General features: G+C 36.9%; 13 protein-coding genes and 1 pseudogene. 6 read left to right on the top strand and 8 right to left on the bottom strand.

Features of this window, described 5'->3' with window-relative positions; all coding sequences use genetic code 11:
- Positions 1-39 precede the first annotated feature (39 nt).
- Both speE and speD read left to right on the top strand, forming a co-directional pair.
- Entirely contained in the window at positions 40-903 is an 864-nt protein-coding gene (gene speE, locus QE177_RS03080; RefSeq protein ID WP_280551278.1) for a polyamine aminopropyltransferase, read from the top strand.
- 26 nt (positions 904-929) lie between these two features.
- Positions 930-1,730 carry an adenosylmethionine decarboxylase gene (speD, locus tag QE177_RS03075; protein ID WP_280551277.1) on the top strand — a complete coding sequence of 267 codons (801 nt, stop codon included), beginning with the start codon at positions 930-932 and terminating at the stop codon, positions 1,728-1,730.
- A 130-nt stretch (positions 1,731-1,860) separates the two neighbouring features.
- Here speD and QE177_RS03070 read toward each other — a convergent pair whose 3' ends face one another.
- Positions 1,861-2,487 carry a TetR/AcrR family transcriptional regulator gene (locus QE177_RS03070; RefSeq protein WP_280551276.1) on the bottom strand — a complete coding sequence of 209 codons (627 nt, stop codon included), beginning with the start codon at positions 2,485-2,487 and terminating at the stop codon, positions 1,861-1,863.
- 215 nt (positions 2,488-2,702) lie between these two features.
- On the opposite strand from QE177_RS03070, the gene QE177_RS03065 reads away from it, so the two are divergent.
- The 3 genes from QE177_RS03065 (at position 2,703) to QE177_RS03055 (ending at position 6,494) form a co-directional block, all read left to right on the top strand.
- The gene (locus QE177_RS03065; RefSeq protein ID WP_280551275.1) at positions 2,703-3,920 is read left to right on the top strand and encodes a Tm-1-like ATP-binding domain-containing protein; all 1,218 of its coding nucleotides are present in this window, start codon (positions 2,703-2,705) and stop codon (positions 3,918-3,920) included.
- Positions 3,921-3,935: 15 nt separating this feature from the next.
- Positions 3,936-4,766, top strand: a complete 831-nt coding sequence (locus QE177_RS03060) for a phosphoenolpyruvate hydrolase family protein (protein ID WP_280551274.1) — start codon at positions 3,936-3,938, stop codon at positions 4,764-4,766.
- 387 nt (positions 4,767-5,153) lie between these two features.
- A complete protein-coding gene (locus QE177_RS03055; RefSeq protein ID WP_280551273.1) occupies positions 5,154-6,494 on the top strand; it encodes an MATE family efflux transporter in 1,341 nt (446 codons plus the stop codon).
- 162 nt (positions 6,495-6,656) lie between these two features.
- Here the strand turns inward: QE177_RS03055 and QE177_RS03050 are convergent, their stop codons facing one another.
- On the bottom strand, positions 6,657-7,865 hold the full coding sequence (locus QE177_RS03050; RefSeq protein ID WP_280551272.1) for a transposase: 1,209 nt from the start codon (positions 7,863-7,865) through the stop codon (positions 6,657-6,659).
- Positions 7,866-7,887: 22 nt separating this feature from the next.
- Here QE177_RS03050 and tnpA point away from each other — a divergent pair, with 22 nt between their 5' ends.
- Positions 7,888-8,304, top strand: a complete 417-nt coding sequence (tnpA, locus tag QE177_RS03045; protein ID WP_280551271.1) for an IS200/IS605 family transposase — start codon at positions 7,888-7,890, stop codon at positions 8,302-8,304.
- Between the two features lie 56 nt (positions 8,305-8,360).
- Here tnpA and QE177_RS03040 read toward each other — a convergent pair.
- From QE177_RS03040 to QE177_RS03015, 6 genes and pseudogenes are all read right to left on the bottom strand, one after another.
- Positions 8,361-8,741: pseudogene (locus tag QE177_RS03040) on the bottom strand (GTP-binding protein); the annotation flags it as partial.
- A 35-nt stretch (positions 8,742-8,776) separates the two neighbouring features.
- A complete protein-coding gene (locus tag QE177_RS03035) occupies positions 8,777-8,980 on the bottom strand; it encodes a YbdD/YjiX family protein (protein WP_280551270.1) in 204 nt (67 codons plus the stop codon).
- A gap of 71 nt (positions 8,981-9,051) precedes the next feature.
- Positions 9,052-11,205 carry a carbon starvation CstA family protein gene (locus QE177_RS03030; protein ID WP_280551269.1) on the bottom strand — a complete coding sequence of 718 codons (2,154 nt, stop codon included), beginning with the start codon at positions 11,203-11,205 and terminating at the stop codon, positions 9,052-9,054.
- A gap of 459 nt (positions 11,206-11,664) precedes the next feature.
- Entirely contained in the window at positions 11,665-12,573 is a 909-nt protein-coding gene (locus QE177_RS03025) for a fimbrial protein (protein ID WP_280551268.1), read from the bottom strand.
- A 17-nt stretch (positions 12,574-12,590) separates the two neighbouring features.
- On the bottom strand, positions 12,591-15,116 hold the full coding sequence (locus QE177_RS03020) for a fimbria/pilus outer membrane usher protein (protein WP_280551267.1): 2,526 nt from the start codon (positions 15,114-15,116) through the stop codon (positions 12,591-12,593).
- A 21-nt stretch (positions 15,117-15,137) separates the two neighbouring features.
- On the bottom strand, positions 15,138-15,752 hold the full coding sequence (locus QE177_RS03015) for a molecular chaperone (RefSeq protein ID WP_280551266.1): 615 nt from the start codon (positions 15,750-15,752) through the stop codon (positions 15,138-15,140).
- Between the last annotated feature and the right edge of the window lie 61 nt (positions 15,753-15,813).

Genomic DNA, 15,813 nt, shown 5'->3' with positions numbered 1-15,813 from the left:
CTGCGCTTTTTTAACTCTGTTAGAAAGGAAAAGATAAGTATGTCAAAAAAAGAGATTTGGCTCGAAACACTCCACCACAATGTCGGTCAATATTTTACTGTCGATAATATACTGTACCATAATAAAACCGCTCATCAAGATCTGATCATTTTTGAGAATGCTGAAATGGGGCGCATTATGGCCCTTGATGGCGTAGTACAAACAACTGAACGGGATGAATTTATTTATCACGAAATGATGACTCATGTCCCTTTATTTGCCCATGGCCACGCTAAAAAAGTACTAATCATTGGTGGTGGTGATGGCGGAATGTTACGTGAAGTATGTCGCCATCAATATTTAGAAAACATCACTATGGTTGAAATTGATGCCAGTGTAGTCGAATTTTGCCGCCAATATCTACCCAATCATAATGCAGGCGCTTATAACGATCCCCGTTTTAAATTGGTCATTGATGATGGTGTCAATTTTGTTAAGACCACCGAGCAAAAATTTGACCTAATTATTTCTGATTGCACCGATCCTATCGGACCAGGAGAAGGGCTATTTACCTCAGATTTTTACCAAGGTTGTGTCAACTGTCTGAATGAAAATGGCATTTTAGTGGCCCAAAATGGTGTTTGTTTCCTGCAACAAGATGAGGTAATTAATAGTCACCAAAAACTATCTAATTACTTTAAAGATTGTAGCTTTTATCAAGCCGCTATACCGTCTTACTATGGCGGAATGATGACCTTTGCCTGGGCAAGCCAGACAACAAAATTACGTCAAATATCCTTGCAAATATTGGAAACTCGTTTTAAAAAAGCAGATATTATTTGTCGCTATTATACACCCGAATTACATCTAGCCAGCTTCGCATTACCACAGTATTTACTGGATTTACTAGCTAAAAAAGCTTAGTTTTACTCAATAGGAGGTGAAATAAATTGCAAAAATTGAAATTACATGGCTTTAATAATTTAACTAAAAGTTTAAGTTTCTGTATATATGATATCTGTTATGCCAAAACAGCAGCAGATCGTCATAGTTATCTGGCTTATATTGATGAGCAATATAATGCAACACGCTTGACTGAAATTCTAACTGAAACCTGCTCTATTATTGATGCCAATATCTTGAATATTGCTCGACAAGATTATGACCCTCAAGGTGCCAGTGTTACTATTTTGATTAGCGAAAACTCAATAAATCCCAAAAATGTAGACAACACGGAAAATCCAGGGCCCTTACCTGATTCTATTGTTGCTCATCTCGATAAAAGTCATATTTGTGTTCACACCTACCCAGAAAGTCATCCAGATGATGGTATATGCACTTTTAGAGCAGATATCGAAGTCTCCACTTGTGGCGTGATTTCGCCATTAAAAACGCTTAACTATCTTATTCATCAACTTGAATCAGATATTGTTACTATTGATTATCGGGTTCGTGGTTTTACCCGCGATGTTAACGGCATCAAACACTATATTGATCACGAAATCAATTCCATTCAAAATTATATGCCGGAAGAATTCCAGTCTCAGTATCATATGATAGATGTTAACCTCTATCAGGAAAATCTTTTCCATACTAAAATGATGCTAAAAGACTTTGAGCTAAATTTGAATAACTATTTATTTAATACGACCGCAGAACAACTTGCCCCTGGGGAAAAAAAACGGATTACTTATCTGTTAAAAAAAGAGATGCAAGAAATTTATTACGGCCGTAATTTGCCAGAACTGTAATTTATATCGATTAGTGGATCGAGAATAGATATCTTATCCACTAATCACATGACTCCATTTTATTATTGATATTCATTTTTTTACTATAAAGCCACTACATACTAAATATATTATTGGATAACAAACAGGCCTATTGGCTTTTTTGATTATCTTTTATGGCTTGATTATAAATGGCTTTTGCTATCCATTGGTTAATTTCTATCACCTCTGCATTGTCCATATGCCAAATATCTTTCATTACCAAAAAGACCTCAGAACCATAAATAAGCGAAAATGCTCTTTTTACTCTCTCAATAATTTCTGGCGAAAAGTCATCCTTCATCGGTTCCACTATCATCGCCAAAGTATCTTTCCGATGTCCACGAACTAACCGTTTTTCTGCCTTGATTGTCGATGAACGAGCTGCCGCCCATTGCTGCAAAGAAACTTGCAATGCTGCTCTAAGCGCTCCTTCATATTGAAACATACGTGGATAGGCAAATAACAATAATTCTTGGATCCGTTCTTCCGTTTTTTGGCTATCAGGCAACCAGGTTAAAATAGGCCCTAAGCTTTCACTCACAATGGCAGAAACCAGATCACTATGAGTTGGAAAATAACGATAAGCTGTTGCTCTCGAAACATGAGCATGAGATGCAACTTCAGAAACAGAAGGCAATTTCCCGTCTTCAAACAAGCTCAATGCAGTAGAAATTAATCGGTTAAAAGTCCGTTTTCTAGTACCTGTGTATTGTGAAATAAGATCAATTGACGTCATAAAATTTATCCTTTATTTTTAACCAAAATGGATTCAAACGTCACCTTTACGATAACTTTTATAATTAGAATGTACTGCATTAAGAAACAATATAACGCTAAAGAATTAAAATAAATTGAGACTAATATCTCAATTTATAAAAGCACAAATGATAGCTTACTTTTATTGTGCCTATAATACTCCCATCCAAGTCAGCAAACAATCAAGGATTTATGATGAAGGAACAGCATGGATATATCTATATTGCAGCAACGCTAGATACCAAAGGCATCGAAACTTTTTATGTTAGCCAACTTATAAAACAAACTGGCTTAGCGGTACGTATTGTTGATTTAAGTACGAAAGCTGACAATTTGGATGATAAAGCTGATATTACTGCTGAAACTGTTGCTAGCTATCATCCTAGCGGAAGAGAAGCTATCTTTGGCCAAGATAGAGGGAAAGCTATCGCAGCGATGGCAATCGCATTTGAAAAATATCTCTTACAACAAAAAGATGTTTTAGCTATTCTTGGATTAGGTGGCTCAGGCGGAACAGCGCTTATTACACCTGCAATGCAATCTCTTGCCGTCGGTATGCCTAAATTAATGCTCTCAACGATGGCATCCGGTGATGTTTCAGGCTATATCGGTGCCAGTGATATTTCCATGATGTACTCAGTCACAGATATTTCTGGTCTTAATGTCATCTCCCGTAAAATTCTAAAAAATGCCGCTGCTCAAATCGCAGGGGCGGTACTTTTTAATTCTGCTGATGAAACTGAAGACAATAATAAACCAATATTAGCACTAACCATGTTTGGCGTAACCACACCCTGTGTCCAACAATTAACCAAAAAATTAGCTGATCATTATGATTGTTTAGTCTTTCATGCCACAGGAAGTGGTGGCAAAGCAATGGAAAAACTGGTTGATAGCCAATTAGTAGATTGCGTGCTTGATATCACAACTACTGAAGTTTGTGATTACCTTTTTGACGGCATACTTGCCTGTGATGAGGATCGCTTCGGTGCAATCATGCGTACCCAAACACCGTGTATCATCTCTTGTGGTGCATTAGATATGGTTAACTTTGGTCGCCCGACAACAATCCCTGACAGATATAAAGATCGCCATTTTTATCATCATAACAGTCAAGTTACCTTAATGCGTACCACTGCCGAGGAAAATTATCAGATGGGAGTGTGGATCGCACAGAAACTTAATCAATGTCAAGGCGCTGTTACTTTTATTATTCCAACAGGGGGATTTTCCGCATTAGATATTGAGGGTTGTGTTTTTTGGTCACCACAAGCTAACCAAGCTTTTATTGATGCGTTTAAATCAAACTACCAAATCACAACTAACAGAAAATTAATAATCAGCCCTCACCATATCAACTCAGCAGAATTTTGTCAGCAAGTGATACAATTGCAGCAAGAATTAATGAATTAATTTGGAGTTACTGATATGAAACAAACACGCGCATCATTATTAGAAAAATTTCAAATGATGATCTCGCAGGGTCAACCCATTATCGGGGGCGGTGCCGGCACAGGTTTATCAGCAAGATGTGAAGAAAGAGGAGGAATTGATCTTATTGTAATTTATAACTCCGGTCGCTATCGCATGGCTGGCAGAGGTTCATTGGCAGGTTTACTCGCTTATGGCAATGCCAACGATATTGTTATAGAGATGGCAAAAGAAGTTTTACCTGTGGTTAAAAATACTCCTGTATTAGCTGGTGTTAATGGTACTGACCCATTTTGCCAATTCGATCAATACCTTGATTCCCTAAAAATAATGGGATTTGCTGGTATACAAAATTTTCCTACGGTTGGTTTGATCGATGGTAATTTCCGAGCTAACCTTGAAGAAACAGGCATGGGATATGCGTTAGAAGTTGATTTGATCCGACAAGCTCATGAAAAAGATTTATTAACAACCCCTTACGTTTTTAGTGCCATTGATGCTAAAAACATGACAGAAGCTGGCGCTGATATTATCGTCACGCATATGGGATTAACAACGGGTGGTGATATTGGCGCAAAAACAACTCACGCATTAGAGGATTGCGTAAAGCTTATTAACGATTGGGCGGCAACGGCAAAATCTGTTCGTAAAGATATTATTGTACTTTGCCATGGCGGTCCGATTGCAACACCTGAAGATGCCAAATATATTTTACAAAATTGTCCTGATTGCCACGGTTTTTATGGGGCAAGTTCTATGGAACGTTTACCGGCCGAAACTGCCATAACTGAAACGACGAAAATATTTAAAACGATAAAACGAAAATAATCTTTAATCCATTTTAGGTTGTTAAATCAACCAAACTATTGATCGCTAGCACCAGGAGCCTGTGGTATTTGCCACAGGCTTATTTTATTTAAACAATAACTAACCAATAAAAAATGTTGCAATAAATTAATAATAATTAACAATGCATTAAAATAACCTTACCAATAGAAGCTTATCATCTAATTTAATTAATATAGAATTAGAGATTATCAAAATAGAAAAAACGCTTAACTATTCTATTAATTTACCTAATAAAATTTAAATAAAAAAACATCAATAAATAATAAATAGTTAATGATCTATCATACATATATAAAATGTGTAAAATATTTGTCGTTTTTTGTTTGTTTTACCAAAAAGCTTTTTGTTTACTTAAAAAGGTGCATAATGCATTCATCTGATGTTACAGAGCGTTCGCTCTACTCGTTAAGTTGGCCCATCTTTATTGATGTTCTGCTCCATTTTGCGACATTACTTATTAACACTTATATGGTTAGCCACGTCTCTACCGCTTATTTAGCCGCAATGGGAGTAGGCAACCAAGTTTTTGATCTTTTTATCACCATATTTAACTTTATCAGTGTAGGATGCAGCGTTGTTATCGCCCAATATTTAGGTGCAGGTAAAAAAGAAAAGGCCAGTCAAGCCATTCATATCTCGATTGCTTTTAACTTCCTATTAGGTTTTCTGAGTGCTGCCATTATTCTACTGTTTGGCTATAAGATACTTGGGATCATGAATACACCAGCACATTTACTTGATTATGGTTATGCTTACTTACATATTCTTGGCTTATGTTTAATACCAGAAGCAATTTCTATTATATTAGCGGCTTGCTTGCGTGTTTATGGCAGATCACAACCGGCAATGTGGGTAACATTTATTGCTAATCTAATCACCATCTTCGGTAATATGATTGTTTTATATGGTTTTTTTGGCTTACCACAATATGGTTTAACCGGCGTTGCCTGGTCTACGGGTATCGGACGTATAATCGCTATTGTATTACTTTTTTTCTTACTGTTTAGTGGCCTGAGGATCAAATTTGTTCCCACTTTACTGTTCCGCTGGTCAAAAAGTATGTTGAATAAAATATTACATATTGGACTACCATCAGCAGGCGAAAATTTAGTTTGGATTTTACACTATATGGTCGCTTCTGCTTTCATCGGTTTAATGGGAGAAACCTCTCTTGCTGCTCAAACCCTCTATTTCCAACTTTCACTATTTATTATGTTGTTTGGTATTTCCCTTAGTATTGGTAATGAGATCATGGTGGGTCATTTAGTCGGCGCCAAGCGCTTTGAGGATGCCTACCAGAGAGGATTGAAAAGCTTGCAATGGGGATTTTTTATTACCATTGGTATTGTATTTTGTTTCTGGTTATTTCGTATACCACTATTGGATGCAATCACTGAAGATCAAAACATTATAAAATTATTACTTCCGCTGTTTTTACTCTCTGTTTTCCTAGAGCCTGGCAGAACACTGAATATTGTCATGGTGAATGCCTTGCGTGCTGCTGGTGATGCCCGTTTCCCCTTCTGCACCGCACTTATTTCTATGTGGGGTATTGCGCTGCCAATTAGCTATTTTTTAGGTTTAAAAATGGGAATGGGGTTATTAGGGATCTGGCTTGGGTTCCTATGTGATGAATGGCTACGAGGTTTAACCAATGCCTGGCGTTGGCGTTCTAAGCGTTGGCAAACTAAGCGGCTTGATATCTAATTACTGCTACCTTAGTTGTCTTTAAGCAACCAAGGTAGCCAAAAATAACCGATCAATTAACGCTTTCAGTTAATAAAGCAAATTGTTGTCGAATTTCCTCTTCCGGTAAATTTAAACCATTGACATCCTCGACGCCCTAAAGGACGTGGATTCCTCCCGCGTTCAGCCTGAAGTCTGATTCGCCTCGGTGGGTTCCTGCTTCAACGGGCGGTTTGACTGCACCCTCCCTCCACAGGCAAGCACGGCATGTCCTGCCGCTAAAATGTTACGCGCCCCATTGATATCCGCGTTTTCGGTATATCCGCATTCGAGGCATTCAAATTTACTTTGTGACTGGCGATTTTCTTTTGCTGTATGACCACAGCACGCACACCGCTGACTGGTATAGGTAGGCGGTATTGCCAGCACCTGACCGCCGCGCCAAAGCTGCTTGTATTCAAGCTGACGGCGCATTTCGTACCAGCCCTGATCCAGTATCGAACGGTTCAAGCCAGATTTAGCTTTGACGTTTCGCCCTTGCTGCTCTGCGGTACCTTTTGCCGATTTTGACATATTACAGACCTTCAATTCCTCAATGACGATCATCGCGTGGTTTTTGCTGATTTCACTGGTGACTTTGTGAAGGTAATCGCGCCGGATATTAGCAATGTGCGAGTGAAGACGCTGGATTTTTCGTTTCTGTTTCTGCCAGTTTGCACTGAACTTTTCTTTGCGGCTTAATTGTCGTTGGAGCATTGCTAGCTTGCGCTGGCTTGCTTTAAAACTATTGACGGGCTGATATACCGTGCCATCTGAAAGTGTGGCGAGTTTCGTTACTCCGGCATCCAGTCCTACCATCGACTCTGCATTGTGAACAGGAGCAGCCACTTCGTATTCCGTCTGGATACTGGCGTACCATTTACCACATGACTGGCTGATAGTGACATTCTTCACCGTTCCTACAACCTCACGACTATGGCGATAGCATATCCAACCGAGTTTAGGGAGAAAAACACGGCTGTTCTTCTGTTCGAGCTTCACACCCTGCGGGTAGCGAAAAGCGTCATTTTGACCGCGTTTTTTGAAACGGGGAAAAGCGGCTCGCTTCTGGAAGAAATTCTTGTAAGCCCGTTCCAAATCTTTAAGTGATTGTTGTAACGGCTGTGATGGCGCTTCTTTCAGCCATTGTGTCTCTATGTCAGATTTCCACTCAATGAGCCAGGAAGCCATCTTTGTGTAAGGAATGTATTTGTTTCCTGCTTCGTGATTCTCGTTTTGAAGCTTTAACGCCCGATTGAAAACAAAACGATAAGCCCCAGCGAAGCGTCTCATCTCACGCTCCTGCTGACCATTTGGTCTTAACTGGAATTTAAAGGCTTGTAGGCGTTTCATTTTATCTATTATACTTTGGTCTATGAAAAAAGAAACCGATATTCGCCGTGGCAGACATTGTGTATTCCTGATGCACGTCCATTTGGTCTTTGTCACAAAATACAGGCGAAAAATATTTGATCAGGATGCTATAGAAAAACTGAGAGGATATTTCGCCAGTGTATGCGTCGATTTTGATGTTGAACTGGTTGAGATGGATGGCGAGAATGATCACGTTCACTTACTGATTAATTACCCCCCAAAATTGGCGATATCTAATCTGGTTAACAGTCTCAAAGGGGTGTCGAGTCGATTACTTCGACGGGATCGCTCTGATATAGCACAACGTTATTACTACAAAGGAGTTCTATGGACACCAAGTTATTTTGCAGGGAGTTGTGGCGGCGCACCGATATCTATTATCCGACAGTACATTGAGCAACAGCAAACACCTGGTTAGTTTGAAAACCGCGCCTTATATCCCCGACCTGAAGGACGGGGTTTTACGGCGCATCAGATAATACCATCTAAAAGAAAACGTTGACAAAAAACTTTATGTGAGAAGAAAGTTTGCGTAATAGGGCCTGGATCAGCCATTCCAGTACATTCAATAATCAGGCGATCAAAAACTAATTGTTTTTTATCTCTACCATCCAGTAAATCTAATAGCGTATTTTCCAATTCATTTGAGCGATTACAACAAATACAACCATTACTTAAGGTTGTTATCTGAGTGGCATTATCACCGATGAGCTCACTATCAATCGACTCTGCCCCAAATTCATTTTCAATAACTGCAATTTTATAGCCATGCGCTATATTGAGAATATGACGAAGCAATGTCGTTTTGCCTGCCCCTAAAAACCCTGTCAATATTGTTACTGATATTGGTGTCATGCTAAGCCTCAGTTATCCCATCCATTGAACAATCACTAGCAACAGCGAAAACCTCCTTTTTCACTACTAGCATAACGCGCTGCCTGACGTTGCCGAAAAAATTCTTCATAGCTCATAATAGGCTGCTCAGGATGATTATTCTGCATATGCTGAACATAATTATCATAGTCAGGAATACCAATTAGCATAAGTGCCGCCTGTCCCAAATATTTGCCTGCTCGTGCGAGATTATTAAACATAATTATTACCTTCAAAAATCCCCACCCATGGTTATAACCTATTTTGTGGGGAACAATAGATTTAATGTTAATTAATGTGAGGAGGAAACTTTAATATCACTTTCAGCAACAGAAACATAAGGTGTTTCAATATCTGAACGTCTAGGTGTTCTCCATGCTTTTATTGCTATTTTAAGTCCATAAAAAATAATGCTATACACCACGAGCAAGAATAAAATACTTAATCCTGCATTAGTATAATTATTGATCACAATATGATGCATATCAGACAGTTTTTGTGCCGTTGTAGTAGTGGTTGCTGTTGCTATTTTTGCTTGGTATGAATGAGCCAAATAGATAAAACCTTCCAACTGAGGATTAGCGCTAAATAACTTCAAACCTAACGCCCATGTAGTAAATATTAATAACCATATTGCTGGAACAAGTGTTACCCAAATAAACTTAGTACGCTTCATTTTAATCAAAATAATACTGCTTAAAACTAACGCAACCGCTGCCAACATCTGATTGGAGATACCAAATAATGGCCATAAACTTTTAACACCACCTAAAGGATCAACAACCCCTTGATAAAGCAGGTAACCCCATATACCAACACAACCAGCAGTAGCAATAACGCCAGCTACTAATGAATCTGTTTTTTTCAGCACTGGGATAAAATTAGCCAAGAGATCTTGTAACATAAATCGACCAGAACGAGTGCCGGCATCCAAAGCGGTCAAAATAAATAAAGCTTCGAAAAGAATTCCAAAGTGATACCAAAATCCCAGATCAGCAGCAGGGATAATTTGCTGGAATACATAAGCAATACCTACCGCAAGGGTAGGCGCGCCACCGGCACGATTCAAAATAGAAGGTTCACCGATATCTTTAGCCGTTTGCAAGATTTGCTCTGGCGAAATAATAAATCCCCAAGAACTAACTGTTGCCGCAGCATGGACGGTAACTGCTTTCAATTGCGCCATAATCGTAACTGAATCGGAGCCGCCTAATTGATGCAAATTAGGCATGGTAAATCCTAATGCTGCCGGAGGGGTATTCATTGCAAAATAGAGACCAGGTTCAATGATAGAAGCAGCAAATAGCGCCATGATAGCCACAAATGACTCCATCAACATAGCGCCATAACCGATGTAGCGAGCATCGGTTTCATTTGCCAATAATTTAGGCGTTGTTCCCGACGCAATTAACGCATGAAAACCAGACACGGCGCCACAAGCAATAGTAATAAACAGAAATGGAAATAATGATCCTTTCCAAACCGGCCCGGTCCCATCAACAAATTGGGTTACAGCCGGCATTTTTAAATCCGGGTTAAGAATGATAATGCCAATTGCTAAACCAACGATGACACCTATTTTCAAAAAGGTCGCCAAATAATCTCTTGGTGCTAAAATCAACCACACTGGCAATAGTGCGGAAACAAAAGCGTAGCCAATTAAGACATAAGTAATGGTCGTATCTTTAAAGGTTAACGCGGGTCCCCAATAAGGATCATGAGCAATAACACCACCAAACCAAATAGCCGCAATCAACAGAATAACACCGATAATCGAAACTTCAGCGACACATCCTGGCCGAATATAGCGCATGTAAATACCCATAAATAGCGCAATCGGTACGGTTGAACAAACGGTAAAAACACCCCATGGACTTTCGGCCAATGCTTTTACAACAATTAACGCTAATACGGCTAATATGATAATCATAATCAAAAAGCAGCCGAATAACGCAATTAAACCGGGCACGACCCCCATCTCTTTTTTTACGATTTCACCTAAAGAAATCGCATTGCGGCGCGATGAAATAAATAACACCATAAAATCCTGCACCGCACCGGCAAGCACAACACCTGCCAACAGCCATAGTGTGCCTGGCAAATAACCAACTTGTGCCGCCAATACCGGCCCGACTAATGGGCCTGCGCCGGCGATGGCGGCAAAATGATGGCCAAATAACACATTGCGATTAGTTGGTACATAATTTAATCCATCATTATTAAGGACGGCGGGTGTTGAGCGGGTTGGGTCAAGCTGTAATACTTTTTTAGCAATATATAAACTGTAATATCGGTACGAAATTAAATATACGGCAATGGAAGCAACTATGATCCATAAAGCACTAATGTGCTCTCCACGTCTAAGGGCAACCACACCTAAACAAATAGCACCAATGATCCCTAATATTAACCAAGGGATATGCCTTAATATATTATTCTTATTCATTTAAGAAACTCTTCCTAGGTGAAATAAATATGTCAAATGGGAATAACTTTTATTTACTATTTTCAGCATCTATTTTTTAATTCATGGCAGTTTAAAAACATCCTTTGCCATGATGATTATAATAGAGCGGAAGATGTAGTGGTTGATTTTTTCTAAGTAAACGGTTAAATAAATCAAATGCGGGGTTAAAAATAAAAAAGAAATATTTTTTTGTGACAGCGTTAACAATACAATTATTAAACTATTAATAGGTTGCGAGTTAATGACAAGTTAAAAATGTTATTATTGTAAAATGATAAATATTATTAATATGAGTAAAAATAAAAATGTTACTGTTTAATCAAATTAAAGTGAAGTTAGTATTCTAGTTAAACGAATAAACTAATTGAGAAAACGCAAACAAATTAAATAAACAGTATATCTTATTGATATATTAATATCCGTGATAAGAAATTTATTTTACTTGTAATCAATAGTAAATGTTGCTGTTGCATTAACCGTTCCGGCAGTGACACTACTCCCAGTTTGATAAAATTTTGCGCTATAAGTCAATTGTTTAAAAAAATCTATATCGAGTTTTTTATTAAATATTATAGGTGTATTCTTCGCAAAAATCTGAATTCCAACCCCGGTCGCTGACGAATTTTTATCCGCTGGTATAACACCATTTGAGTCACCTCCTTGCCAGGTAATATAGGCTTGGTTAACACCTTTACAGTTTACTTCAATATTAAAAGTCCGCTCTCCGGTAGTACTCCCTTTACCTTTAAAATCATGCTTAAATACGTTTCCCAGCTTAACATTTAATTTTGGTGTTTTTATTTTGCATGACTGTTCCTTAATTTTAAATTTAGGAATATGATAAGTAAATAATGTTTCTCCTGTATCTCGGTTTCCATCGCGGTGAGCAAGCGTTATTTTTATAGGATTCACTTCTCCAGCTTGAAAATCAGGATAAATAATTATAGTAAAACGACCAATAAATATTTTTTTATTACCTTCATCAATTCTTCTATATCCATTTAAACCCATTTTTTTTGCTCCAAATCCTTTTCGTTCAAGCTTCCAGCGCAATTTCACACCGTTAAGATTTGTATTGAAATAATACCCATTGACTGATTTTATTCCTTCAATAGATTTAACATAGACATAGTTATCACCTTTCTTCTGGCAATTAATCTTAATTTCACTGCCAATTTTTCTTACTTTATAGGGGAGATGGGTATTATCATAATGAACTGATAACTCATCAAATACGATATTTTGTTCTGTGATATCAGCTGAACATTTTCCCGCAATAGCAAATGATATATAACTTTGAATTAAAATAAAAATTATCAATAAATATATCTTAAATTTAAATGACATATAATTCCTATTATATTTTATACGGCAAAATGTTTATCTATATAACAATCAGCATCTATTTCTAATATATCTAATTCTTTTGCTAGTTTAGAAAGATCTAATTTGACGTAACACTGTTGCTGTTCATTTTTTCCCCATTGAACTTTTATGTTGGCTAAATCAGGTACTGCATTTAAATATAATTCTCCATCATCACCAACAATGCCATGGCTATCACCATCAATTAATGTGGCAATAGCGCCAAAAGGGACTGGCTTATTATTTTGCGATAATTTGACTAATATACGATTACCACGACGCACATGAAAATTAACGGTTGCTATCGCCCCTCTGGTTGGTACCACTTTTTGCACCGGATTATCAATATCTACCCCATTGGCTAATGATTCAGTATCAATGGTAATATAGTTATAATTATACGGTTCGCTATAGGGGATCACTGCATAACCGCGTGCATCAGTTTTAATACCCCGATGATTTAATATTTTGGTTTCCATCGCACCATCAGCTTTAACTAATATGACCGTTTCGCCTAATGGTTGAGAAAAAACAATCCCATTTCGATGAACAATCACGCCACCTGAAAGCCCATAATTAAAAGAACGCTCGTTATTGTTATAATTATACCCTACATTCATCCGAGCCAGGCTATTAGTATAATTCAAAGAAATACCACCACCCAATTCTTTTAAACTAGTATAATTATTATCTAGCCGAACATTATATAATAATTCATCATTATCTAATAAATTGCCATTAACGGCTAATTGCTGACCATTTATTGTATTATTATTAATATTATAAGTGATCCAACCGCTAGGTAACCATTTACTGAAGGGTACAGAAACATTAAATGCTATTTGTTTATCTTTATTTTCAGTAGATTCATCATTATTATTAAAAAATAAATTTATGCCAAAAGTAATATCAGCAATATTAATATTATAGCCGGCAGATAATGATTGAGTAGTACCTTTTGTTCGGCGATAATTCTGCCAATAAGCAGAAAAATAAAAATTACCAAAGTCTTCCATATTTTGATTGAGCGTAAACTGAAATTGGCTAAGTTTATTTTGTCCATTTGTAGTATCTTGTTTTCTTAAAGGTCTATTTACTTCTGGAAAAGAATAATATTCAGGGCTAGTATAAAAATTTCCGGAAAAATTAAAGGATGTTCCTATTTCATCAATACTTTTTTCATATTGAATTTTATAAGACTGCCCTTTTTTACGTCTATTATTCGGCAGCTTCGCATCCGCAAATATCGCATTAAAAAAAATAGCACCAAAATTATCTAAACCTAACCCCAACCCCAGAGAAAGCGATAAATAATTTTCCGCAGCTTGAATACCCGATGATAAACTTAATCGATTAGAAACCCCATATATTGAAACTAATTCGCTAAAATAGGGTTTATAAGAATTTTTTTTCGAACTAGCAAAACGCCCCAAAGTAAATTGATATTTTAATTTACCTTCTCGTTGCATAATTGGTACTGAAGAAAATGGCTGGATAAATTTTGTTTGTTTGCCATTATCTTCAGTAATGGTAACATGCAAATTTCCAGAACCGTATATTGCATAAAGATCGGAAATCTCAAAAGGACCAGGCGGAACATAATTTTCATAAATAACATAATTATTTTGCCGCACCGTAACTCGCGCGTGTGTTTGCGCTATTCCTCTAATAACTGGCGCAAAATCCCGTTGACTACTTGGTAACATTAAGTCATCTGAGATAATTGATGCACCAATAAATTTTATACTTTCAAAAACCTCATTAGTAGTAAATGTTTCACCCAAAATAATTTGGCTTTTTAATTTATAAATATCTCGTTGAATATAACTATTAACAGAGGATAAATTATTCTTACCTGCTTGCGAATCATAGTTATAAACTAATTGATTTCGAAAGCGCCAAGCGCCAATATTAATTCCATTGTGTAAATTTAAATAATAATTTTGACCTGTTGTATTGTGATTATGATTATGCGAACCACTAAAATCATAACTGATTAAAAAAGCCGACTCCCCTTGTTGCCATAAATCGGTTGGAACAGTATCTCTGGCCAGATTATCCATCACGGCTTGCGGAATATTAATTTCCAGGCGTTGTTGATGAAAATCGAATAATATTGTGGAGTAGGGAATATAATCCTCAATATTATATAAAATTTGGTTGGCAGGTAACTTCATCAATGCAGGAAAAGCTGTGATTTTAACCCCTAATTGCTTTAAATCATCAACAGTTAACGCCGCAAATAATTTTCCATTCTTCTGAACAAAGTTAATATCCTTGTTCTCCTTTTCTGTTCCATTAAGTAAAACAGTGACTCTGTAAGTTCCTGGCAACTGGCCGCCAGGGGAAGAAAACGAACTCAAGTCAATAACCGCCTGCTCAGCGTTACTTATTTCTAACGCAGATAATGGAAAATAATCTTGAGCAATAATTTCGGGTAAAAATATCAATGAACTTAAAGTGACTAGAAAAAATACAAATGAGCATAGTTGTTTTTTTTCTAATTGGTTATTAAAAAAAATCACATTAAAGGCCTTCCATCTCATCTAAGGTAGATTTTTTTTCATCTCTGCACTAATACCACCATAACTATTTATACTATTCCAACTAATTAAATTAGATGAGTTAGCAGATATATTAAAATAAGCTATTTCTTGCGGGGCAATCATATCTGTATCATTTAAATTAACGATTTGATTGCCAATTTTAAGTTGATTAATAGTCACATAATAATTACTTGGATTTTTAACTTCTAATTGTTTACCAAGCCGGCGAAAGGTTAATAATTTATAACTCTCTTCTGCATCACCTTGAATTTTTTCGGGCCGATAAAATAATTTTATGCGGGTTTTTACCGTAATAAATAAAATATTCTGCATATTATCCTGGGCTGAAGGAATCGCTTTCACATTGAGATAAAAAACAGACTCTTTATCCAAAGGCAAATCACCGCCTGTTCGCATAATTCGTAAAATATTTTCTTTGCCACCATCTAAACGAAATAAAGGTGGAGTAACAATAAAGGGTGCTTTTTTACCATTTTCATCGACACTGATAAAGGATTGAATTAAATAAGGCCTATTCTCATCCTGATTTGTTACTAGAATTGAAGCTTCTCTTTTATTGCCTTCATAAATAACGCGGGTTCCACTAATTGTCACATTTGCATAAGCTTCAAATATAAAAAACAATAGTATACAAAGTGTTGAAAAATTTATTATT

Source organism: Arsenophonus sp. aPb, from assembly GCF_029873475.1.
GTDB lineage: Bacteria > Pseudomonadota > Gammaproteobacteria > Enterobacterales > Enterobacteriaceae > Arsenophonus.
Note: the sequence above shows the minus strand (reverse complement) of the source record. Positions and strands in the feature narration are given on the sequence as shown.